Annotated in this window: 22 protein-coding genes; 17 read left to right on the forward strand and 5 right to left on the reverse strand. The window is 60.9% G+C overall.

Going from position 1 to position 22,585, the window contains the following annotated elements:
- Positions 1-8: 8 nt before the first annotated feature.
- The 14 genes from cobO (at position 9) to AB4N74_RS03025 (ending at position 11,607) form a co-directional block, all read left to right on the forward strand.
- Positions 9-620, forward strand: coding sequence for a cob(I)yrinic acid a,c-diamide adenosyltransferase (gene cobO, locus AB4N74_RS02960; protein ID WP_003223053.1), 612 nt, complete (start codon positions 9-11; stop codon positions 618-620).
- Positions 617-2,017: a cobyrinate a,c-diamide synthase gene (locus tag AB4N74_RS02965; RefSeq protein ID WP_460098146.1), complete on the forward strand. Its 1,401-nt coding sequence runs from the start codon at positions 617-619 to the stop codon at positions 2,015-2,017. The genes cobO and AB4N74_RS02965 overlap by 4 nt, the downstream gene beginning before the upstream one ends.
- On the forward strand, positions 2,014-2,664 hold the full coding sequence (gene bluB / locus AB4N74_RS02970) for a 5,6-dimethylbenzimidazole synthase (RefSeq protein ID WP_460098148.1): 651 nt from the start codon (positions 2,014-2,016) through the stop codon (positions 2,662-2,664). The genes AB4N74_RS02965 and bluB overlap by 4 nt, the downstream gene beginning before the upstream one ends.
- On the forward strand, positions 2,661-3,569 hold the full coding sequence (gene cbiB, locus AB4N74_RS02975) for an adenosylcobinamide-phosphate synthase CbiB (RefSeq protein ID WP_093440029.1): 909 nt from the start codon (positions 2,661-2,663) through the stop codon (positions 3,567-3,569). The genes bluB and cbiB overlap by 4 nt, the downstream gene beginning before the upstream one ends.
- The gene (gene cobD, locus AB4N74_RS02980; RefSeq protein WP_093440034.1) at positions 3,562-4,554 is read left to right on the forward strand and encodes a threonine-phosphate decarboxylase CobD; all 993 of its coding nucleotides are present in this window, start codon (positions 3,562-3,564) and stop codon (positions 4,552-4,554) included. Before cbiB ends, cobD begins: the two co-directional genes overlap by 8 nt.
- Complete coding sequence (locus tag AB4N74_RS02985; protein WP_460098151.1) at positions 4,551-6,002, forward strand: cobyric acid synthase; 1,452 nt, start codon at positions 4,551-4,553, stop codon at positions 6,000-6,002. The genes cobD and AB4N74_RS02985 overlap by 4 nt, the downstream gene beginning before the upstream one ends.
- A 149-nt stretch (positions 6,003-6,151) precedes the next feature.
- Complete coding sequence (gene cobU, locus AB4N74_RS02990; RefSeq protein WP_460098153.1) at positions 6,152-6,673, forward strand: bifunctional adenosylcobinamide kinase/adenosylcobinamide-phosphate guanylyltransferase; 522 nt, start codon at positions 6,152-6,154, stop codon at positions 6,671-6,673.
- Positions 6,670-7,725 (forward strand): nicotinate-nucleotide--dimethylbenzimidazole phosphoribosyltransferase, encoded by a 1,056-nt coding sequence (gene cobT / locus AB4N74_RS02995; RefSeq protein ID WP_460098155.1) that lies wholly within the window; start codon positions 6,670-6,672, stop codon positions 7,723-7,725. The genes cobU and cobT overlap by 4 nt, the downstream gene beginning before the upstream one ends.
- On the forward strand, positions 7,722-8,297 hold the full coding sequence (gene cobC / locus AB4N74_RS03000; protein ID WP_460098158.1) for an alpha-ribazole phosphatase family protein: 576 nt from the start codon (positions 7,722-7,724) through the stop codon (positions 8,295-8,297). The genes cobT and cobC overlap by 4 nt, the downstream gene beginning before the upstream one ends.
- Before the next feature lies 1 nt (position 8,298).
- The gene (locus AB4N74_RS03005; protein ID WP_460098160.1) at positions 8,299-9,030 is read left to right on the forward strand and encodes an adenosylcobinamide-GDP ribazoletransferase; all 732 of its coding nucleotides are present in this window, start codon (positions 8,299-8,301) and stop codon (positions 9,028-9,030) included.
- Between the two features lie 175 nt (positions 9,031-9,205).
- Entirely contained in the window at positions 9,206-9,610 is a 405-nt protein-coding gene (locus AB4N74_RS03010) for a MarR family winged helix-turn-helix transcriptional regulator (RefSeq protein WP_007919794.1), read from the forward strand.
- A gap of 53 nt (positions 9,611-9,663) precedes the next feature.
- Positions 9,664-10,872, forward strand: a complete 1,209-nt coding sequence (locus AB4N74_RS03015) for an MFS transporter (protein ID WP_093440060.1) — start codon at positions 9,664-9,666, stop codon at positions 10,870-10,872.
- Positions 10,869-10,991 carry a hypothetical protein gene (locus AB4N74_RS03020; RefSeq protein WP_256573964.1) on the forward strand — a complete coding sequence of 41 codons (123 nt, stop codon included), beginning with the start codon at positions 10,869-10,871 and terminating at the stop codon, positions 10,989-10,991. The genes AB4N74_RS03015 and AB4N74_RS03020 overlap by 4 nt, the downstream gene beginning before the upstream one ends.
- Before the next feature lie 55 nt (positions 10,992-11,046).
- The gene (locus AB4N74_RS03025; RefSeq protein WP_460098163.1) at positions 11,047-11,607 is read left to right on the forward strand and encodes a glutathione peroxidase; all 561 of its coding nucleotides are present in this window, start codon (positions 11,047-11,049) and stop codon (positions 11,605-11,607) included.
- A gap of 149 nt (positions 11,608-11,756) precedes the next feature.
- Here the strand turns inward: AB4N74_RS03025 and AB4N74_RS03030 are convergent, their stop codons facing one another.
- The 3 genes from AB4N74_RS03030 to AB4N74_RS03040 all read right to left on the reverse strand — a co-directional run bounded on the left by AB4N74_RS03030 (position 11,757) and on the right by AB4N74_RS03040 (position 14,156).
- The gene (locus tag AB4N74_RS03030; RefSeq protein WP_257357776.1) at positions 11,757-13,028 is read right to left on the reverse strand and encodes an OmpP1/FadL family transporter; all 1,272 of its coding nucleotides are present in this window, start codon (positions 13,026-13,028) and stop codon (positions 11,757-11,759) included.
- Between the two features lie 147 nt (positions 13,029-13,175).
- Complete coding sequence (locus AB4N74_RS03035; protein ID WP_093440074.1) at positions 13,176-13,658, reverse strand: hypothetical protein; 483 nt, start codon at positions 13,656-13,658, stop codon at positions 13,176-13,178.
- A 273-nt stretch (positions 13,659-13,931) separates the two neighbouring features.
- Positions 13,932-14,156: a hypothetical protein gene (locus tag AB4N74_RS03040; protein ID WP_003214941.1), complete on the reverse strand. Its 225-nt coding sequence runs from the start codon at positions 14,154-14,156 to the stop codon at positions 13,932-13,934.
- A 962-nt stretch (positions 14,157-15,118) separates the two neighbouring features.
- Here AB4N74_RS03040 and AB4N74_RS03045 point away from each other — a divergent pair.
- Together AB4N74_RS03045 and AB4N74_RS03050 are read left to right on the forward strand one after the other, a co-directional pair.
- Positions 15,119-15,442, forward strand: coding sequence for an SEL1-like repeat protein (locus tag AB4N74_RS03045; RefSeq protein WP_093440078.1), 324 nt, complete (start codon positions 15,119-15,121; stop codon positions 15,440-15,442).
- A gap of 175 nt (positions 15,443-15,617) precedes the next feature.
- On the forward strand, positions 15,618-16,982 hold the full coding sequence (locus AB4N74_RS03050) for a DNA recombination protein RmuC (RefSeq protein ID WP_460101046.1): 1,365 nt from the start codon (positions 15,618-15,620) through the stop codon (positions 16,980-16,982).
- Positions 16,983-17,066: 84 nt separating this feature from the next.
- Here AB4N74_RS03050 and AB4N74_RS03055 read toward each other — a convergent pair whose 3' ends face one another.
- Together AB4N74_RS03055 and AB4N74_RS03060 are read right to left on the reverse strand one after the other, a co-directional pair.
- Positions 17,067-20,537 (reverse strand): hybrid sensor histidine kinase/response regulator, encoded by a 3,471-nt coding sequence (locus tag AB4N74_RS03055; protein WP_460098166.1) that lies wholly within the window; start codon positions 20,535-20,537, stop codon positions 17,067-17,069.
- 222 nt (positions 20,538-20,759) lie between these two features.
- Positions 20,760-21,302 (reverse strand): TetR/AcrR family transcriptional regulator, encoded by a 543-nt coding sequence (locus tag AB4N74_RS03060; protein ID WP_095119972.1) that lies wholly within the window; start codon positions 21,300-21,302, stop codon positions 20,760-20,762.
- 91 nt (positions 21,303-21,393) lie between these two features.
- Between AB4N74_RS03060 and AB4N74_RS03065 the strand changes: the two genes are divergently transcribed.
- Positions 21,394-22,581 (forward strand): MFS transporter, encoded by a 1,188-nt coding sequence (locus AB4N74_RS03065; RefSeq protein ID WP_257357786.1) that lies wholly within the window; start codon positions 21,394-21,396, stop codon positions 22,579-22,581.
- Positions 22,582-22,585 lie beyond the last annotated feature (4 nt).

Below are 22,585 nucleotides of genomic sequence, written 5' to 3' on the forward strand. Positions count from 1 at the left end.
GCTCCCCCATGACTGATTCCCCCGAGCGCGACGAACGCCATCTGGCGCGTATGCAGCGCAAAAAAGCCGTGATCGACGAACGCATCGCCAACTCGCCTGACGAGTGTGGCCTGGTGCTGGTGCTGACCGGCAACGGCAAAGGCAAAAGCAGCTCGGCGTTCGGCATGCTCGCCCGTGCCATGGGCCACGGCATGCAGTGCGGCGTGGTGCAGTTCATCAAGGGCCGTAACAGCACCGGTGAGGAGTTGTTCTTCCGGCGCTTCCCCGAGCAAGTGCGCTTCCACGTGATGGGCGAAGGTTTCACTTGGGAAACCCAGGATCGTCAGCGTGACATCGCCGCCGCCGAAGCCGCGTGGGCGGTCTCCCGCGAATTGCTGCGTGATCCGTCGATCGGTCTGGTGGTGCTCGACGAATTGAACATCGCCCTCAAGCACGGCTACCTCGATCTCGATCAGGTGCTCAGCGATCTGCAGGCGCGTCCGCCGATGCAGCATGTGATCGTCACCGGTCGCGCGGCCAAGCCGGAAATGATCGAGATGGGCGACACGGTCACCGAAATGGGCATGCTCAAACATGCCTTCCAGGCCGGCATCAAAGCGCAGAAAGGCGTCGAACTTTGAATCAACCACGTCACTGCCCGGCGGTACTCATCGCCGCGCCGGCCTCCGGTCAGGGCAAGACCACCGTCACCGCCGCGCTCGCCCGTTTGCATCGCAATCAGGGGCGCAAGGTGCGCGTGTTCAAATGCGGGCCGGACTTTCTCGATCCGATGATTCTCGAGCGCGCCAGCGGTGCGCCGGTGTATCAACTGGACATGTGGATGGTCGGCGAGCAGGAAAGTCGTCGTCTGTTGTGGGAAGCCGCCAATGAGGCGGATCTGATTCTGATTGAAGGCGTGATGGGCCTGTTCGACGGCACGCCGTCCAGTGCCGATCTGGCGCGGCACTTCGGCGTGCCGGTGCTCGGGGTGATTGATGGGACGGCGATGGCGCAGACCTTTGGTGCGCTGGCGCTCGGCTTGGCCAAGTATCAGCCAGATCTGCCGTTTGCCGGTGTGTTGGCCAACCGCGTTGGCACCTTGCGCCATGCGCAATTGCTCGAAGGCAGCCTCACCGAAGGTCTGCGCTGGTACGGCGCGTTGTCCCGAGAAACTGGCATCGAATTGCCGAGCCGCCATCTCGGTCTGGTCCAGGCCAGTGAATTGAATGATCTGGATGTGCGTCTCGACGCCGCCGCCGACGCATTGGCCAGCAGTTGCGAGGTAGCGCTGCCACCGGCGGTGGAGTTTGCCGCACCGGACGTGATCGCTGTCGAGCCGTTGCTGAAGAATGTGCGGATTGCCGTCGCCCGTGATGAAGCGTTTGCTTTCACCTACGGCGCGAGTCTCGATCTGTTGCGGGCGATGGGCGCCGAGTTGAGTTTCTTCTCGCCGATCCGCGACTCGCAATTGCCTGAAGCGGATAGCCTGTATTTGCCCGGTGGGTATCCGGAACTGCACCACGTTGCGTTGTCGCAGAACACCGCGATGTGTGAGGCGATTCGCGCGCATCACGCGGCGGGTAAGCCGTTGCTCGCCGAGTGTGGTGGGATGCTGTACCTGCTCGATTCGTTGACTGACGTTGAAGGCACCCGCGCTGAATTGGTCGGGCTGCTTAAGGGCGATGCGGTGATGCAGAAGCGTTTGGCGGCGTTGGCGTTGCAAGCGGTGGATCTGCCGGAAGGTTCGTTGCGCGGGCACACATATCATCATTCGTTGACGACTACCGAACTGGCGCCGATTGCGCGGGGTTTGAGTCCGAATGGTGGGCGCGGTGCCGAGGCGGTTTATCGGGAAGGGCGGATGACGGCTTCTTATGTGCACTTCTATTTCCCGTCGAATCCGGCGGCTGTCGCTGCACTGTTTGCGCCTGATTCCGAAGGCGCCTTCGCGAGCAGGCTCGCTCCCACAATTGAAACGGTGGTGACTGAAGCAATGCAATCCCCTGTGGGAGCGAGCTTGCTCGCGAAAGGGCCATGACCGACAACACATTCTCCGAAGCCGAGCGCGAAGCGGTTTATAGAGCCATTGCCGAACGCCGCGACATGCGCCACTTCACCGGCGGCAGCGTCGAACCGGAGCTGTTGCGCCGACTACTGGAAGCCGCCCACCAGGCCCCAAGCGTCGGCCTGATGCAGCCCTGGCGTTTCATCCGCATCAGCGACCGCAGCCTGCGCGGGCAGATCCAGAATCTGGTGGAAGAAGAACGCATCCGCACAGCCGAAGCCCTCGGCGAGCGCAGTGACGAGTTCATGACGCTCAAGGTCGAAGGCATCAATGATTGCGCCGAAGTGCTGGTCGCCGCGTTGATGGATGATCGCGAAAAGCACATTTTTGGTCGCCGTACATTGCCGGAAATGGACATGGCCTCGCTGTCCTGCGCGATCCAGAATCTGTGGCTGGCCTCGCGCGCCGAAGGCCTGGGCATGGGCTGGGTCTCGCTGTTCGAGCCGCAAGCGTTGGCGGATCTGCTGAAGCTGCCCGAGGGTGCCAAGCCACTGGCGGTTTTATGCCTGGGGCCGGTCAAGGAATTCTATCCGGCGCCGATGCTGGTACTCGAAGGGTGGGCGCAGGCGCGGCCGCTCAATGAGTTGCTGTACGAAAATTATTGGGGAGTGAGTCAATGAGTGTGGCGTTGTTGAGTGTCGCCGCAGTGGCGCTGGATGCGCTGTTGGGTGAACCGAAACGCTGGCATCCGCTGGTGGCGTTCGGCAATTTCGCCGGGCGCATCGAGCAACGCTTCAACGCTGGTGGCCGGGGTTGGCGCAGCCATGGGGTCACTGCGTGGGTGATCGCGGTGCTGCCGCTGACCTTGCTCGCCACGGCGTTTTCCTGGGCGCCATACGTGGGCTGGGTCGTCGAGATTCTCGCGCTGTATTGCGCCCTCGGCATGCGCAGCCTCGGTGAACATGTCGCGCCGGTCGCCGCCGCGTTGCGCGCGGATGATCTGGACGAGGCGCGCAAGCGTGTCGGCTATCTGGTCAGCCGCCAGACCGATGAACTCGACAGCACCGCCGTCGCCCGCGCCGCCACCGAGTCGGTGCTGGAAAACGGCAGCGATGCGGTGTTTGCCGCGCTGTTCTGGTTTGTCGTGGCGGGTGCGCCGGGCGTGGTCCTCTATCGCTTGAGCAACACGCTCGATGCGATGTGGGGCTATCGCAACGAACGCTTTGAGCGTTTCGGTTGGGCAGCAGCAAAAATCGACGACGTGTTGAACTACATTCCTGCGCGTCTGGTGGCATTGACCTACGCGCTGCTGGGTAAAACCCGACTCGCGCTGAAGTGCTGGCGCGCGCAGGCGCCGAAGTGGGACAGCCCCAACGCTGGCCCGGTGATGGCTGCCGGGGCCGGTGCCTTGGGCGTGGAGCTGGGCGGCCCGGCGATCTATCACGGCGAACTTCACGACCGTCCGCAACTCGGCGAAGGCGCTCCAGCGGATGCCGATTCCATCGACCGTGGCTGGCAATTGGTCCAGCGCGGGGTATGGTTATGGCTGCTGATTCTCTGCGTGGGAGCTGAATTCTATGCTTGAGCACGGTGGCCGGCTGCGCAAGGCTGCACACGATTACGGCATTGCCGAGGCGGACTGGCTCGACCTGTCCAGCGGCCTCGCGCCGTGGCCATTTCCGATCCCGGAAATCCCGCTGCGCGCCTGGGCGCGCTTGCCGGAAACCGATGACGGTCTGGAGCAAGCCGCGTGCGATTACTACGGTGCCGCGCAAGTGCTGCCGGTGGCCGGTTCGCAGATGGCCATCCAGTTGCTGCCGCGTTTGCGCCGGGCCGGCAAGGTCGGCGTGTTGTCGCCGTGTTATGCCGAACACGCCGAAGCGTGGCGGCGCAGTGGTTACATCGTGCGCGAAGTGCTGGAGCAGGAAGTCGAATTCTTTCTCGACAGCCTCGACGTGCTGGTGGTGGTCAACCCGAACAATCCGACCGGCTTGAGCCTGACCCCGGCACGATTGCTCGACTGGCACGCGCGGCTCGCCCGGCGTGGTGGCTGGCTGGTGGTCGATGAAGCCTTCATGGACAACACACCGCAGTTGAGCCTGGCCCCGCATGCCCATCAAGTCGGGCTGATTGTGTTGCGCTCGTTCGGCAAGTTTTTCGGTCTGGCCGGGGTGCGTCTGGGCTTTGTCCTGGCCGAACGCAAGTTGCTCAAACTGCTCGCTGAACAGGTTGGGCCATGGGCGGTGAGCGGGCCAACCCGAGTGCTTGGCCAGGTGTGCCTGCAAGACACCGAAGGTCACACCCGCCAACGCATTCGCAGCGATGAGGCCAGCGAACGATTGGCAACGCTGCTTGAGCGCTACGGCTTCAAGCCCCAGGGCGGTTGCGCGCTGTTCCAGTGGCTGATCACCGAGCATGCCGAAACGCTGCACGCATTCATGGCCCGTCGCGGCATCCTCCTGCGCATTTTCACCCACAACAGCAGTCTGCGTTTTGGTCTGCCCGCCGATGCGACTGAAGAGACGCGCCTCGAACAGGCTTTGATAGCCTTCACCAAGGACCACCCATGACCACCCTGATGGTGCAAGGCACCACTTCCGACGCCGGCAAAAGCACACTGGTGACGGCGTTGTGCCGCTGGGCAACTCGTCAGGGCGTTGCGGTCGTACCATTCAAGCCGCAGAACATGGCGCTCAACAGTGCCGTGACCGCTGATGGCGGTGAGATTGGCCGCGCGCAAGCGGTGCAGGCGCAAGCTGCTCATCTCGAACCGCACACTGACATGAACCCGGTGCTGCTCAAGCCGAACAGCGACACTGGCGCGCAAGTGATCATCCATGGTCGTGCCGTCACCACGATGAACGCGGTTGCCTACCACGACTACAAAGCCATCGCGATGCAAGCCGTGCTGGCCTCGCATGAACGACTCCGTGCCGCGTATCCGCTGGTGATGGTCGAAGGCGCGGGCTCACCGGCGGAGATCAATCTGCGTGCCGGTGATATCGCCAACATGGGTTTTGCCGAAGCGGTGGATTGCCCGGTGTTGCTGATTGCCGACATCAATCGCGGCGGGGTTTTTGCCCATCTGGTCGGCACCCTCGAACTGCTGTCGCCGAGCGAGCAGGCACGGATCAAAGGTTTCATCATCAACCGTTTTCGCGGCGACATCGCTTTGCTGCAACCGGGCCTTGACTGGCTGGAACAGCGCACCGGCAAACCGGTGGTCGGCGTGTTGCCCTACGTGATGGATCTGCATCTGGAGGCCGAGGACGGCATCGATCAGCGCCAGACCGACAAGGCCGAACAAGTGCTGAAAGTGGTGGTGCCGGTGCTGCCGCGCATCAGCAATCACACTGACTTCGATCCGTTGCGCTTGCATCCGCAGGTTGATCTGCAATTCGTCGGCCCGGGGCAGGCGATCCCTGCTGCCGATCTGATCATCCTGCCGGGCTCGAAAAGCGTGCGCAGCGATCTGGCCTATTTGCGTGCCAATGGCTGGGATACCGCGATCAATCGGCATCTGCGTTACGGCGGCAAAGTGCTGGGGATTTGCGGTGGTCTGCAGATGCTCGGTCAGCAAGTGCATGATCCGCTTGGCCTCGAAGGTGCGCCGGGTACGAGTGCCGGTTTGGGTTTGCTGGCGTTCGACACCACGCTTGAAGCCGAGAAGCAGTTGCGCAATGTGCGTGGGCGGCTGGCGCTGGAAAATGCCGAAGTCAGTGGCTATGAAATTCATGCGGGCGTGACCACGGGAGCGGCGCTGGAGAACGCAGCGGTGCATCTTGAAGACGGCCGTTGCGACGGTGCGCAGAGCGCTGACGGGCAGGTGTTTGGCACGTATCTACATGGCTTGTTTGAATCGCCGACGGCGAGTGCAGCGTTGCTGCGCTGGGCCGGGTTGAGCGATGTGCAGCAGGTGGATTATCACGGCTTGCGCGAGCGTGATATCGAGCGCTTGGCGGATCTGGTGGAGAAGCATCTGGATACCGGCTTGTTGCGTCAGCTCTGTGGGATTTGAGGGGAATTTAATGGCCTCATCGCGAGCAGGCTCACTCCCACAGTGAATGCGGTTAACCATACATTTTGAGTACAACTCATAACCCTGTGGGAGCGAGCTTGCTCGCGAAGGGGCCAGTTGCCTCAACCCATAATTCTGTGGATAAAACCATGCTCCAACTGATCCTCGGCGGCGCCCGCTCCGGCAAAAGTCGTCTGGCCGAAAAACTCGCCAGCGATAGCGGCCTGGCGGTGACCTATATCGCCACCAGCCAGCCCCTCGATGGCGAGATGAGCGACCGCGTCGCCCACCACCGCGCGCGCCGTCCCGTCGAATGGGCGCTGATCGAAGAGCCGCTCGAATTGGCCCGCGTCCTGCGCGAATCCGCCAGCGCCGAGCGTTGCCTGTTGGTCGATTGCCTGACCCTGTGGCTGACCAATCTGCTGATGCTCGATGAAGCCGAACGTCTCGCCGCTGAGCGCGAAGCCCTGCTCGACTGCCTGGCCTTGCTGCCGGGGGAAATCATTTTTGTCAGCAACGAGACCGGAATGGGTGTCGTGCCGCTGGGCGAATTGACTCGCCGCTACGTCGATGAAGCCGGTTGGCTGCATCAAGCTCTGGCTGAGCGCTGTCAGCGTGTTGTCCTGACCGTCGCCGGCCTGCCCCTGACTCTGAAAGGACCTGCGTTATGACTCAAACCTGGTGGCTGAACCCGTGCAAACCGGTCGATCTGAACGTCGTTGAACAAGCGACGGCGCGGCAACAGCAACTGACCAAACCGGCAGGTTCGCTGGGGCGTCTGGAATCGGTTGCGGTGCAACTGGCCGGTCTGCAAGGCCAGGTCAAACCGACGCTCTCGCAAGTGTGGATCGCGATTTTTGCCGGTGATCACGGCGTAGTCGCTGAAGGTGTTTCGGCGTTCCCGCAGGAAGTCACCGGGCAGATGTTGCTCAACTTTGTCAGCGGCGGTGCGGCGATCAGTGTGTTGGCGCGGCAGCTCGGTGCGCAGCTGGAAGTGGTTGATCTGGGCACGGTGAATCCAGCGCTGAACCTGGCGGGTGTGCGCCACTTGAATATCGGCCGGGGCACGGCCAACTTCGTGCGGGGCGCGGCGATGACTCAGGCTCAAGGCGAGCTGGCGTTGCAGGCCGGTCGCGACAGTCTGCTGCGGGCGAAAGCCGCAGGCGCACAGTTGTTCATCGGTGGCGAAATGGGCATCGGCAACACCACCGCCGCCAGCGCCTTGGCCTGTGCCTTGCTCGATTGCCCGGTGGCACATCTGACCGGTCCCGGCACCGGGCTGAATGCCGAAGGTGTCAGCCATAAAGCGCAAGTGATCGAGCGCGCATTGGCGTTGCACGTCGCGCAACGTGGCGATGCCTTGCAGACCCTGTTCAATCTTGGTGGTTTTGAAATTGCGGCGCTGGTCGGCGCGTATCTGGCGGCGGCTCAAGAAGGCGTTGCAGTATTGGTCGACGGCTTTATCTGCACGGTCGCTGCGCTGGTTGCGGTGCGCTTGAATCCGGACTGCCGCGAGTGGTTGTTGTTCGGTCACCGGGGCGCCGAGCCGGGCCATCGCCATGTGCTGGAAACGCTGAAAGCTGAGCCGTTGCTTGAACTCGGTCTGCGTCTGGGTGAGGGCAGTGGCGCCGCGTTGGCGGTGCCGTTGTTGCGTCTTGCCTGCGATCTGCACGGGCAGATGGCGACGTTCGCCGAAGCGGCGGTGGCGGATCGTCCGGCATGACCCTGCAACTGGATCTGTTGCGTCATGGTGAAACTGAACTCGGCGGCGGTTTGCGCGGCAGCCTCGACGATGCGCTGACCGAACAGGGTTGGGCGCAGATGCGTGCGGCGGTAGTCGAAGGCGGGCCGTGGCAGCGGATTGTCAGTTCGCCGTTGCAGCGTTGTGCGCGCTTCGCCGCCGAACTGGGCGAACAGCTGAGTCTTCCGGTGCAGTTGGACCAGGATCTGCAGGAGCTGCATTTCGGCGCATGGGAAGGGCAGAGCGCAGCGGCGTTGATGGAAACGGACGCCGAGGCCTTAGGGCTGTTCTGGGCTGATCCGTATTCCTTTACGCCACCGCAAGGTGAGCCGGTCAGCGCGTTTGCGGCTCGGGTGTTGGCAGCGGTTGCGCACCTGCACACTGCATACGCCGGGAAGCGGATTTTGCTGATCAGTCATGGCGGCGTGATGCGTCTGCTGTTGGCGCAAGCGCGAGGGTTGCCACGCGAACAACTGCTCAATGTCGAGGTCGGGCATGGCGCAATGTTTGCGCTGACGGTCGAGGTTGACGGTTCACTCAAGGAAGGTCACTGACATGTTGCCGCTGTGGATCGCCCTGCAATTTCTCAGCAGCCTGCCGATTCGCCTGTCGGGGATGCCCGAGCCGGAACAGCTTGGGCGATCGTTGCTGTTTTATCCGCTGGTGGGGCTGTTGTTCGGGCTGATCCTGTGGGTGCTGAATCTTGCCTTGAGCGGCGCGCCGTTGCTGCTGCATGCGGCGTTGCTGCTGACGGTTTGGGTGGTGCTCAGCGGCGCACTTCACCTGGATGGTCTGGCCGACAGCGCTGATGCCTGGCTCGGTGGTTTTGGTGATCGCGAGCGTACGTTGACGATCATGAAAGACCCGCGCAGCGGGCCGATTGCGGTAGTGACGCTGGTGCTGGTGTTGCTGCTCAAGTTTGCTGCACTGCTGGCGCTGATCGAGCAAGGGCATGGGCTGATGTTGATCATTGTGCCGCTGCTCGGGCGGGCGGCGCTGTTGGGGTTGTTTCTGACGACGCCGTATGTGCGTGCGGGCGGGTTGGGGCAGGCGTTGGCGGATCATCTGCCGCGCAAGGCCGGGTGGCGGGTACTGGGCTTGAGTGCGCTGGGCTGCGTGTTGATCGCCGGGTTTGGCGCCGTTGTTGCGTTGGTGATTTCGGTCGTTGTGTTTGTCTGGCTGCGGCAAGTGATGATGCGGCGGTTGGGCGGGGCGACGGGCGATACGGCGGGGGCGTTGCTGGAATTGCTGGAGATGGTGGTGTTGGTTGGATTGGTTTTGATCTGACAGTTTTGGATTGTCTGTGCTGGCCTCTTCGCGAGCAGGCTCGCTCCCACAGGGGATCGCATTGCAAATGTAGGAGTGAGCCTGCTCGCGAAGGCGGTTTGTCAGGCAGCACAAATGTTATGGGTAAACTCATCTGTAACTTGATTTAACATAGTCGCGGGTATATACACGCATCATGCTTCCTTCTCAGTGTTTGTGCACCAACCTGCGTCGCGCCGCTCGTGGCGTCAGCAGGCATTACGACGGCGCTCTCGACGGCTTCGGGATCAACGTTGCCCAGTATTCTTTGCTGTGCAATCTGCAGCGTCTGGATCAACCGAGCATTTCCGAACTTGCCGAGGCGATGGGTCTGGACCGCAGCACCCTCGGGCGCAATCTGCGGGTATTGGAAGGCGAGGGGCTGGTGGCGCTGGCCGAAGGCGAGGACATGCGCAACCGCATCGTCAAACTCACCGAGACCGGCGTGCAACGCCTGGCAGCGGCACTGCCGGCCTGGGAAGCAGCGCAGCAGCGGTTGATCGACCGACTGGGCGCCGAGAAGCGTGAAACCTTGCTCAGATTGCTGGATGAACTGGCCTGAGGCCGGTTTTTTCCAAACTCAAGCGGGTATATACCCGCAAGCGGAGAATAACAATGACATCGATGTGGCGTACGTGCGGTTGGGTGTTGCTGGGGAGTGCGCTGATCCTGGCGTTGTCATTGGGCGTGCGGCACGGCTTCGGGTTGTTTCTGTCACCGATGAGCGCTCAGTTCGGCTGGGGGAGAGAGGTGTTCGCCTTCGCCATTGCCTTGCAGAATTTGATCTGGGGCCTGGCGCAACCGTTTACCGGTGCATTGGCTGACCGCTTCGGCGCGGCAAAAGTGGTGCTCGTCGGCGGCGTGCTCTACGCGGTGGGTCTGGTGTGCATGGGCCTGTCTGATTCGGCGGTAACGCTATCACTGAGCGCCGGCCTGCTGATCGGCATTGGTCTGTCCGGCACCTCGTTCTCGGTGATCCTCGGCGTCGTCGGCCGCGCGGTGCCGCCGGAAAAACGCAGCATGGGCATGGGTATCGCCAGCGCCGCCGGTTCTTTCGGCCAGTTCGCCATGTTGCCGGGTACCCTCGGCTTGATTGGCTGGCTCGGCTGGTCGGCGGCGTTGTTGGTATTGGGCTTGCTGGTGGCGCTGATCGTGCCGCTGGTGAGCATGCTCAAGGACAAGCCGTTGCCGGTGCTCGGCCATGAACAAACCCTGTCCGAAGCGTTGCGCGAAGCTTGCTCGCATTCCGGGTTCTGGCTGCTGGCGTTTGGTTTTTTCGTTTGCGGTTTTCAGGTGGTGTTCATTGGTGTGCACTTGCCGGCCTATCTGGTCGATCAGCATCTGCCGGCCAGTGTCGGCACCACGGTGCTGGCGTTGATCGGGCTGTTCAATATCTTCGGCACCTACACCGCCGGCTGGCTCGGCGGACGCATGTCCAAGCCGCGCTTGCTCACCGCGTTGTATCTGCTGCGCGCAGTGGTGATCGTGTTGTTCCTGTGGCTGCCGGTGACGACCACGTCGGCGTACCTGTTTGGCATGGCCATGGGTTTCCTGTGGCTGTCGACGGTGCCGTTGACCAACGGTACGGTGGCGACCTTGTTCGGGGTGCGAAACCTGTCCATGCTCGGTGGCATCGTGTTCCTCTTCCATCAGTTGGGATCGTTTCTTGGCGGCTGGCTGGGCGGGGTGGTGTATGACCGAACCGGGAGTTATGACTTGATCTGGCAAGTGGCGGTTCTGCTGAGCCTGCTGGCAGCCGCGCTGAACTGGCCGGTGCGTGAGCGTCCGGTCGCACGCCTGCAAGCCGCAGCGAGCGCCGCATGAGCCGATTCTGGCGACGATTGGCCATCACAGCACTCGGCGCCGCTGTGCTGGCGCTGGTGTGGTGGGGCTGGCAGCAGGGCGGCCTGGCCTTGATGCAGTTGGGCATGAGCATTTGCTAGAAGCGGGCATGACGAGTAACGTCGAATCCTGAACGACTGCTTAAGGATGCTCGACATGCTGATGCGCTGGTGTGCTGTTCCCACGTTGCTGATGGCGTTGACTGGTCTGGCCCAGGCTGCCGACTGTCCCGAATTGCTGCAAGGCTCGCTACCCAAGTTGCGAGCCAAGGAATCCATTGATCTGTGCCAGCAATACGCCGACAAGCCGCTGGTGGTGGTCAACACTGCCAGTTTCTGCGGTTTTGCGCCGCAGTTCGAAGGTCTTGAGGCGCTGAATAAGCGCTACGAAGGGCAAGGTTTGCAAATGCTCGGGGTGCCTTCCAACGACTTCAAACAGGAGTCCAAAGACAGCGCCGAGACTGCCAAGGTCTGCTACGCCAACTATGGCGTGACGTTCAATATGACCGAGCCACAAAAGGTTCGTGGTGATGACGCTACGCATCTGTTCCAGATATTGGCGGCACAGAGCAGCGCGCCGAAATGGAATTTCTATAAATATGTGGTTGATCGCCAAGGCAAGGTGATCGCCAATTTTTCCAGTCTGACCAAGCCGGATGATCCGGAGTTTATCGCCGCGATCGAGAAGGCTATCGCCTCGAAACCGCTGAAGCCATAGCGCTGTTTTTTTGTGGGAGCGAGTCTGCTCGCTCCCACGCGGGAAGTGTGTTGTGGTGGTGAGCAAAATCAAGGCATCAAAAAAGCCCCGCCTCTGCAAAGAGAGCGGGGCTTTTTTTGTCGGCGAGGGGTTAGCCTCGCTGTGCAGCATCAGAAGCGGTAAGTAGCGCCGACACCGAAACCGTTTGCCGAGTTTTCATACTTGGCATCGTAGGTCTGACCACGGTTGTTTTCGTTGCGGATCTTGACCGACTCTTCCTTCAGGTACGAGTAGGCGACATCGATGGTCAGGTCGTCGGTCGGGCTCCAGCCGGCACCGATACTGAAGATGGTGCGGTCGCCAGTCGGGATACGTGGCGAACGGTCTTCGTTATTGGTCGGCGACTGGTCGAACGTCAGGCCGGTACGCAATACCCATTCCTTGTTCAACTGATACGACGTACCCACGGCGTAGGCCCAGGAGTCATGCCAGTTCTGATCTTCGTTGATCGAACCGAACTGACCGGCCAGCAACGGCTGTACCCCGGAGTTCTTGACGGTGATTTTTTCCAGCTGGCTCCAGCGGGTCCAGGTGGTACCGGCATAGACGTTCCAGCGATCGTTGATTGCCTGGGTGACCGAGAAGTCGATGGATTCAGGCGTGGTGATCTTTAGCGAAGCATCGTACTTCTGGTTGGCGCCCAGACCGATCGCACCGAGCACACCGTAGTTGACCTTGGTGTTGCCTTCGAGCTTGTAGTCGACTTTCGAGTGGTAAGTCAGACCCAGACGCGTGGTGTCAGTGGCTTGTACCAGCACACCGATGTTGTAGCCCAGCGCGGTGTCGTCACCCTTGATCTTGACCTTGCCGTCCGGGAACGCCGGAGAAATCGACAGATTGGACTCCAGCGAGCCGTCGATGCGGTTGATGGTCGGACCGAAACCGATCGATACCTTGTCGTTGAAGGCGTAGCTGACAGTTGGCTGGAATGTGATCACTTGTACTTCGGACTTGCTGCCGAAGTAACGGCCGGCAAAGCCTTTTTCGTAGTCGGTAATCAGACCGAACGGCACGTAGACGCCGAGGCCGAATGCCCAGTGCTCATCAATTGGTTTGACGTAGAAGCCCATAGGTACAGCGGTGAAGGGCACCATGTCGCCTTTGTTGCTGCCGCCATTGGGGCTGGAACTGGCATTGCTGATATCGGTATGAGCATCGACAACCGCTACACCACCGGTAACTTGTTCACGCTTGAGGCGCGACATACCGGCAGGGTTGCCATAAACAGTGCTTGCGTCGTCGGCAGAAGAAGATCGCCCGGCAAAACCAGTCCCCATCCCACTGATGCTTTGTTCGTTTAGGGCAAAGCCGGCCGCAAAAATTTGAGTGGAAGCAAGGGTAACGGCGAGGCTAAGGGTGGTTTTGAGCATGACTTTTTTCATTATTAGAACTCCTGATGATCACCGGGGCGAAAATTACCAACATTTTCGTCCCAGCGCTATAGTCCGTATGCCTTGAGTTAGAGTGGTTTTGTAGGACAATCCGACCAGATTCGCGACCTGTTGGCCGATCTTCTGAAACCGGACGGATTAGCAAGCGATCTGATTCACCGTTGAAACACAGGTGTGCCAGGCGTAAGTGAAGTCGCGCAGACGACCTTGGGGTTGAAAGGTCTGACGCCAGATACGCGCCATTCCCAGCAAATCGTTGGAGTCGGGGAGAGTGGGGTTTTGTTCTTCTACCAGCAACCAGGCAATGGCTGTGGCGTAGCGCAGATTGACCGTCAGTTCCAGGTGCGGACCGGTCAGGAAGGCATGCTGACTGGCGAGGCCGCGAACCAGGCTGGCACGTTCCGGATCGAGCGCCAGATAATCATCCCAAAGGGCCTGGTGGCGATGCTCGGCGATACGGTAGAGGCCGTGGCCACGGCGGTCATGGAGGGCGGAACCCAGGGCAGACTGGCTGGCGGCGATGCCCAGCAGGAGAGATTCGGCGGTCGCGCTGTGGCGTCCCAGATAAATCAGCGTAGGACGGATCACGTAGCGGCACAGTTCGCTGGCAGCGATACCCATAAAACCCTCGGTTCTTGTTATTAATGGCGAGTCCTGAAGGGGGCTTGGCAGCTATGGATCGGTTCAGGCTCGCCGCAAGCGGATCATGCCGCTTGAGTTGAAGTGTAGTGTCATATTCGCGACGTAAAGGACTGTTTTTAAAATATTTCCCGCTGCGGGGAATATCCGTTATATCCGATGGTGCTTAGCCGCTGAGGGGTAAAAGCGAAACATCAGGCAATAAAAAGCCCCGCATTGTGTGCGGGGCTTTTGCTTTTGCAGCCTTTTCGGCTCTCAGGCAACCAGTGCCTGACGGGTACGATCGATCACGGCCTGCAGCGGTTCAGCGCTGGAGTACTGATCGGGGTACAGACGCTCGCTGTGGCGGGCGATACCGTGTTCGTTGACCAGTGTGAAGCTGAAGCAGCCTTTGCGAGCGGCCATGATCAGGCAGTTCATTGGTGCAAAAGCGTTGGTTAGGGTGCGAATGGCATCCTGAGTATGGATTTGAGTAGACATAGTTATTAGGTGTTCCTACAAATGACACGGATAAGAACCGTGCAACGTTAAAACGTTCCAGTAACGTCGACCACCATTGGTCGAACGAAGAACCCGACTGGAACAAAGCAGCCAGTTTGAAGCGCTATTAAGTTGGCGCGCTTGGGCTGGCAGGTAGGTACTTAGGAGGGCAGGCATCACAACGAGGGCAAAGGTTCTGGGCCCGGGGTGAAGATCCTGATCAATTTGCAGGTTGGTTCGGTCAGAGTAAGTGTTCTTCGCAACACCCTTCACGTCATTGGAAGGCTGTGTTGTCGCAAGATTTACCTGGAAACCATCGAGGGGTCGTTCCCGCTTTTTTCGGTAGGGCTTCTTGGAAGAAGGCAGACCGTGGGGATGTGTTCGACCGGAATTGACTTTCAGCTTGGTACTAACGCCGCGGATACTAACGGATCGAAACGGGTAAAGCAAACTTCGAGTAGAAAAACATTGCAGAGGCCGATTGAGTCTGCTTTGGGGGGCGCAGAATTGCCCGCATTTGGCGCAGCGCTTGACCGTCGGTCGGTGAAGATTTGTTCATCAAGCCGCGTGCCAGGCCGGTTTATCCCCAGACCGGTTAGCAAAACGACCCGAAAAAGCGCATCGATATAACCGGGTAACAGGTACTTGTGCACATTAGTTGCGCAAGCTGTAACGGCACTGTCATACCAATCCTGACTCCACTGGCTGCCTGCATCGAAAGTTTAAGTCAATGAAAAACATCGCTTTTTTTTGTTGGTGAAAAAATCGTCAGTTTGACTGCGAGCCCCATTCCATAAGGCTTTGCGGCGGTTGAAGGGCGGTTGTCCACTGAGTTATCCACAGCTTCTGTGGATTGTCCCGAGCGCTTGCTCTAGGACGGGCGTGCCGGGTTGTTTTTCGACTTTACCTGTAAGAAAAAGAGAGTAGAGTGGCGCGCCTTCCGATTCGTCCCACAGTGCTTTATGAAGTTTCGCTCAGTATCAGACTCTGTTACCTCACAACCTTCTCCTGTTACCCCGCCCAAGCGATTTTCCGTTCGCGTCGCAGAATGGCTGCTCGACAGCCCGCGCCTGAGCGACAGTCATAATGCCAAGCACATCGCAGGGCGCCTGCTCAAACAACCGGCGCGTGAAGGCGTGGTGGCTGCGCAAAGCCGTCTCGGTCAGTTGATGTGCCGTGAGTGCGGTAACGCCCGGGATCGTCGCATCGGTCAGGATCTGCTGCGCCAGGCCGCTCGTGCCGGTGACCGTCGTGCGCAACAGGAACTCGGTCTGCTCGAAGACTGAGCTGTCCAAGACCTGACACCTTGGTTAACCTTCAGGCTTTATAAGATCGGCGGGAGTGGCTATGGCGATGGACTTGACCAGCGTATTGCTGGGGCTTGCAGGGGCGGGATTGCCACTGCTGGCGCTGGCCTGGCAACTGCAACGCCGGGCGAGTAACGGCCAGGCCGAGGTCGCCTTGCTCGAAGAGCGGCTGGCCATGGCGCAACTGGCGCAGGACGGACTCAACGCGCAGCTCGACGCCAGTCGCGATGAAGTCGCCGATCTCGGCCAGGCCAACGCCGCCAAGCAAGCTGATCTGGCAGCGCTGCGCCGGGAAGTCGAGCTGCTGCAGATCGAGCGTGATGACGCCCGCGATGCTTCCCACGCCTGGAACCTCGAGCGCGCGAACAAGGAAGCTGAGCTGCGCCGCCTCGACGCACAAGCCGCTTCGCTGAACGCCGAACTGCGCGAGCAACAGGAAAGCCACCAGCAACGCCTCAACGACCTGCAAGGCTCGCGCGATGAACTGCGTGCGCAGTTTGCCGAACTGGCCGGGAAGATCTTCGATGAGCGCGAGCAGCGCTTTGCCGAGACCAGTCAGCAGCGGCTCGGGCAGTTGCTTGATCCGCTCAAGGAGCGCATCCAGTCCTTCGAAAAACGGGTGGAAGAAAGTTATCAGGCCGAGGCCCGCGAGCGCTTCTCGCTGGCCAAGGAACTGGAACGCTTGCAGGCGCTCAATCTGCGCCTGAGCGACGAAGCCACCAACCTCACCCGCGCCCTCAAAGGCCAGAAAACCCAAGGCAACTGGGGCGAGCTGATTCTTGAGCGTGTGCTCGAACACGCCGGTCTGGAGAAGGGCCGCGAGTATCAGACCCAGGTCAACCTCAAAGGCCCGGATGGCGAGCGCTTCCAGCCTGACGTGATCATTTACCTGCCGGGCGACAAGCAAGTGGTGGTGGACTCCAAGGTGAGTCTCACCGCCTATCAGCAGTACGTTGCAGCCGACGACGACAGCCTCGAGCAGATCGCGATCAAGCAGCATGTATTGTCGTTGCGCAATCACGTCAAAGGCCTGGCCGGCAAGGATTACAAACGTCTTGAAGGCCTGCACAGCCTCGATTTCGTTTTGCTCTTCGTGCCGATCGAGGCCGCATTTTCGGCAGCCTTGCAGGCTGAGCCATCGCTGTTTCAGGAAGCCTTCGACCGCAACATCGTGATCGTCAGCCCGACCACCTTGTTGGCGACGTTGCGGGTGATTGACAGTCTGTGGAAGCAGGAGCGCCAGAGCCAGAACGCCCGGGAAATCGCCGAGCGCGCCGGGTGGCTGTACGACAAGTTCGTGCTGTTCATTCAGGATCTGGATGAGGTCGGCAATCGCCTGCAGCAGCTGGACAAAGCCTACAGCTCAGCGCGCAACAAGCTGACAGAAGGACGCGGTAATCTGGTCAGTCGCAGTGAGCAACTGAAATTGCTCGGCGCCCGGGCGAGCAAGAGCTTGCCGGCGGATTTGCTGGAGCGGGCGATGACCGATGTCGATGGTCTCGTCGAACTCCCTGAATAAAGATCAAAAGATCGCAGCCTCCGGCAGCTCCCACAGGATGTACGCCATACCAATGCAGGAGCCGGAGGCTGCGATTTTTTGCTTCTACAGCGGTAAATACCGACTCAACAACGCCCGCAACGCCGCCGGCTTCACCGGTTTGGCCAGATAATCCAGCCCCGCCGCATGCACCTGGGCGACCATCTCCGGTCGCCCGTCAGCGCTGATCACCACCCCCGGCACCGGCTCACCCAGGCTCGTGCGCAACCACGCCATCAGCTCAGTGCCGGTATCGCCGTGGTCAAGGTGATAGTCGACCAACGCCAGTTGCGGTCGCACGCCGTCATTTAACAGTGCTGCACATTCTTCGCGATTGCGCGCTGTCCACACCTGACATCCCCAGCGACTGAGCAGGCTGTTCATGCCGATCAGAATGCTGTCTTCATTGTCGATGCACAGCACCCGCGCGCCGCTTGGCAACTTGCCATTCATTTCGGCTGCAGCGCTTGCCGGTTGGGCCTGCGAGCGGGCAAGCGGCACGCTGACGCTGAACACACTGCCGCGACCCGGCCACGAGCGCACCCGCAAGGTGTGACCGAGCACCCGGCACAAACCATCGGCAATTGCCAAACCCAGGCCGAGGCCTTTTTCAGCGCGGGTCTGATGACTGTCGAGGCGTTTGAACTCTTCGAAAATCACTTGCTGTTTATCTTCCGGAATCCCCGGCCCGCGATCCCACACCTCCAGACACAATTCGCCGCCGCGCCGCCGCACGCCCAGCAGCACCGGGCCTTTGGCGTAGCGGAAAGCGTTAGTCAGGAAGTTCTGCAAAATGCGCCGCAGCAATTTGATGTCGCTGTCGATGCGCAGATGGCTGCCGCGCACCCGGAACTTCAAACCCTGTTCCTGCGCCAGTGCCTTGAATTCCGCGCCGAGCGTGTCAAACAGTTCATTGACCGCAAACGCCTTGCGGTCCGGGTTGATCTTGCCGTTTTCCAGGCGGGAAATATCCAGTAGATCGCTGATCAAGTCCTCAGCCGAACGCAGTGAGCTGTCGAGGTGCTGCACCAGTTTCTGCGCCTCGCTGCTCAAGCCGTCGTCCTGATGGGAGAGGGCGGCGGAGAACAGCCGAGCGGCGTTCAGCGGTTGCATCAAGTCATGGCTGACCGCTGCGAGAAAGCGGGTTTTCGACTGATTGGCGGCTTCGGCGGTGCCCTTCGCCTCGGTCAGCGCGACGTTGAGTTGCGACAGTTCCTGAGTGCGTTCGCTGACCCGTTGTTCCAGCCCTTCATTGGCTTCGGTGAGTGCCTGCTCGGCTTCGCGGAACGCGGTGATGTCGGTGAAACTCATGACGAAACCGCCCCCCGGCATCGGGTTGCCGATCAGCTCGATCACTCGGCCGTTGGGGAACAGCCGTTCAGAGGTGTGCGCGCGGCCCTGACGCATCCAGTGCAAACGCCGGGCAACGTGGACTTCCGCTTCGCCGGGGCCGCACAGGCCGCGCTCGGCGTTGTAGCGAATGATGTCGGCAATCGGCCGGCCGACGCTGATCAGACCATCCGGGTAATTGAACAACTCCAGATAGCGCCGGTTCCAGGCCACCAGTTTCAGTGACTGGTCGACCACGCTGATGCCTTGGGTGATGTTCTCGATCGCACCCTGCAGCAAGGCACGGTTGAACTGCAGCACCTCGGAGGCTTCGTCGGCGATGCGCACGACGTCCTCCAGCTGCATTTCCCTACCTTCGATGGCGGCTTTTACCACTGCGCGCGTCGACGAAGCGCCGAGTACACCGGCCAGCAAGCGCTCGGTATGGGCGATCCATTCGCCGTCGGCATTCTGGTTGGGGTTGAAGCCTTTGCCTTGGCGATAGGCGAAGCGAATGAAGCTCTGGCGCGCACGTTCCTCACCGACAAAACGCGCGGCCAATTGCAGCAAGTCGTCGATTTGCACCGCCAGCATCGAGCGTGCGCTCGGCCGCGCACTGATCTCCTGACCGATGAAACGTCCGGCCTGCCAGTGTTCCGATACGCGGGTACGCGACAGCACCGAAACCCAGGCGAACAGGGTGAAGTTGCCGGCCAGCGACAGCACTACGCCTTGGGTCAGCGGGCTAATCGGCAGGTTCAGCGGATTGCTGTGCAACCACGCCAGCCCTGGAAAACTGCTTAACGACCAGCCGAGGCTGTGCGCGGCGATCGGCAAAATCAAGGTGTAGAACCACAGGAAAGTACCGGCCGCCAAACCGGCGAAAACGCCGCGCCGGTTGGCCTGTTTCCAGTACAGCGCACCAAGCATGGCGGGCGCCAGTTGAGTCACGGCGGCGAACGCGATCTGGCCGATGGTCGCCAGGCTTGCGGTCGAGCCGAGCAAGCGATAGCTGACGTAGGCCAGCAACAGAATCACCACGATGCTGACGCGGCGTACCGAGAGCATCCATTGGCGGAACACTTCGAACGGGCGCTCGGCGTTATTGCGCCGCAGCAACCACGGCAACAGCATGTCGTTGGACACCATGGTCGACAACGCCACACTGGCGACAATCACCATGCCGGTCGCCGCCGACGCGCCACCGATAAAGGCCAGCACCGCCAAAGCCGGGTGCGCCTGGGCCAACGGCAGGCTGATCACGAACGAGTCGGGCAAGACGTCGCTCGGCAGCAGCATCTGTCCGGCCAGCGCGATCGGCACGACGAACAGTGCGGCCAACGCCAGATAAGCGGGAAACACCCATTTGGCCAGCCGCAGATCCTGCGGATCGATGTTCTCCACCACCGTCACGTGGAACTGCCGTGGCAGGCAAATGATCGCCATCATCGCCACGCCGGTCTGCACCACCATCGACGGCCAGTTAATGGTTTCTTTCCAGTATTCCTCAAGCCGCGGGGCGAGCATCGCCTGGTTGAACAGATCATCGAAACCGTCATACAGGCCATAAGTGACGAAGGCGCCGACGGCGAGAAAGGCGAACAGTTTGACCAGCGATTCGAAGGCAATCGCCAACACCATGCCACGGTGGTGCTCGGTGGCGTCGAGGTTGCGTGTGCCGAAGACGATGGTGAACAGCGCCAGCACCAGCGACACGATCAGCGCGGTGTCCTGGGCGCGGGTGCCCATGGCGTCGGCACCGGCGCCGATCAGCAGGTTCACGCCGAGGACGATGCCTTTGAGTTGCAGGGCGATGTAGGGGAGGACGCCGACCAGACAGATCAGCGCGACGACCACCGCCAGCGATTGCGATTTGCCGTAGCGCGCGGCGATAAAGTCAGCGATGGAGGTGATGTTCTCCTGTTTGCTGATCATCACCATTTTCTGCAGGACCCACGGCGCGCCGACAAGAAGCAGGATCGGCCCGAGGTAAATCGGCAGGAATGACCACAATTGCTCGGCGGCTTGACCGACAGCGCCGAAGAACGTCCAACTGGTGCAATAAACTGCCAGCGACAGGCTGTACACCCAGGCACGCACGCGCGGCGGCAACGGCGCGCTGCGGCGGTCGCCGTAGAAGGCGATGGCGAACATGATGGCCATATAGGCCAGGGCGACGGCGGCGATCAGCCCGGTGGACAGCGACATGCAACACTCCCGACAAAAGACTCCCCGGCACTCCTGCCCGGGCGGACAGTCTCGCATGCGCGGGGCGGTTAGTCAGTGTCGACCAAGGTCGTGGCGTGGTGGGGTGTCGCAGGCGGGGAACCCCTCGGTTTCTGGGGTGATCGGGTGGGCCCCTTCGCGAGCAGGCTCGCTCCCATATTTGCGATGCATTCCACTGTGGGAGCGAGCCTGCTCGCGAAGGCGTCAGTCCTGACGCAGCGCAATATCGATCAGCCGATGCAGTTCATCCACCTCCAGCGCCGCTGCCGAAAACAGGATGCGGAACACCACCGGCGCCACCACCAGATTGATCAACCGATCAACACTCGGCGCCGCCTCATCGGGATGTCGCGCGATGATCGTCTGCAACTGCGCGCCAATGATCGTCACGCAATACCCCGGCGTAGCGCTCGCCTGCACGTCGCGCATCATGTTGCGCCCAGGCTCCGAACTCATCTCGTCGAGATATTGCTCGGCCCACGCACGAATATCACTGCGCAAGCTGCCGGTTTGCGCCGGTTCGCTGTCCGGACGCATGCGGGCGAGGGCGACGTCGGCCAACAATGCCGACAGGTCACCCCAGCGCCGGTAAATCGTCGACGGTGTAACGCCTGCCCGCGCGGCGATCTGCGGGACGGTCACGCTCGAGCGCTCCTGTTCTTGCAGGAGCGCACGGACTGCCGAATGAATTGCATCTTGCACCCGGGCACTGCGGCCGCCGGGGCGTAAACCTTCTTTAATAGCCATGCGGCAGACCTTAACACAAAGAATTTGCTTTAAGCGCAAGGCAGTAGCACACTCCGCAAAAGCAAAAAATTAGCTTTTGCGGAGTGTGCCCATGACCAGCCTTGCTTCCAATCGATCCAGCCTGTGGTTTCTGGCGATTACTTTACTGAGTTTTCTCGCAGCATCCACGGCGCCAACGCCGCTGTATCACCTGTATCAGGATCAGCTGCACTTCTCGGCAACCATGCTGACGCTGATCTTCGGCGTTTATGCGCTCAGCCTGTTGGCGGCGCTATTAACAGTCGGTTCGCTATCCGACCACTTGGGACGCAAACCGGTGATCTTCGCCGCCGTGCTGCTCAACGCGTTGGCGATGTTGCTGTTTATCTACGCCGACAGCGTGGCGTGGCTGATCAGCGCGCGTGTTCTGCAAGGATTTGCCACCGGCATGGCCACCGCTGTTTTAAGCGCGACCCTGCTCGACACGGATCGTCAGCAGGGGCCATTGATCAACAGTGTCGCGCCGTTGCTCGGCATGGCCTTGGGCGGCATGGGTTGCGGTTTGCTGGCGGAGTTTGCGCCGGCACCGTTGCAACTGACCTACTGGCTGCTGCTCGCGCTGTTTGTGTTGCAGGGCCTTTATGTCTGGCGCTTACCGGAAAGCGTCACTCCGCAAGCCGGGGCGTGGGCCTCGTTGCGGCCGACCTTGCACGTGCCGATTCAAGCGCGAGCCACTTTGTGGCGAGTGTTGCCGCTGAACACGGCAACCTGGGCGCTCGGCGGCTTTTATGCATCGCTGGCACCGTCATTGGTGCGCACCGCCACTGGCTCGGACTCGAATCTGATCGGCGGCGCCACCGTTGCGGCCCTGACCGTGACTGGTGCGCTGATGATTTTCACGATGCGCAATCGTCCTGCCGTCCGGGCCTTGCAGTTGGGCGCGAGCCTGCTGCCGATCGGTCTGGTATTGATTCTGCTGGGCGTGCACAGCGCCAGCCTGTCGCTGTTTTTCCTCGGCACGCTGGTGGCCGGTTGCGGCTTTGGCTCGGGATTCCTCGGCGCCGTGCGCAGCCTGGTGCCGCTGGCCTTGCCCCATGAGCGGGCAGGATTGATGGCGGCCTATTACGTGCTCAGTTATCTGGCGTTCTGCCTGCCGGCATTGCTCGCCGGGCACTTGTCGCGTAGCTACGGTTTGCTGGCAACCACCGATGGTTACGGGGTGGTGTTGATCGTGTTGGCCATTGGCGCGCTGCTGCTCAGCCTGCGCCCAGCCGCAGCCAAAGTGTGCCGCGCTCCATAACCCC

The organism is Pseudomonas sp. H3_C08 (assembly GCF_054669455.1).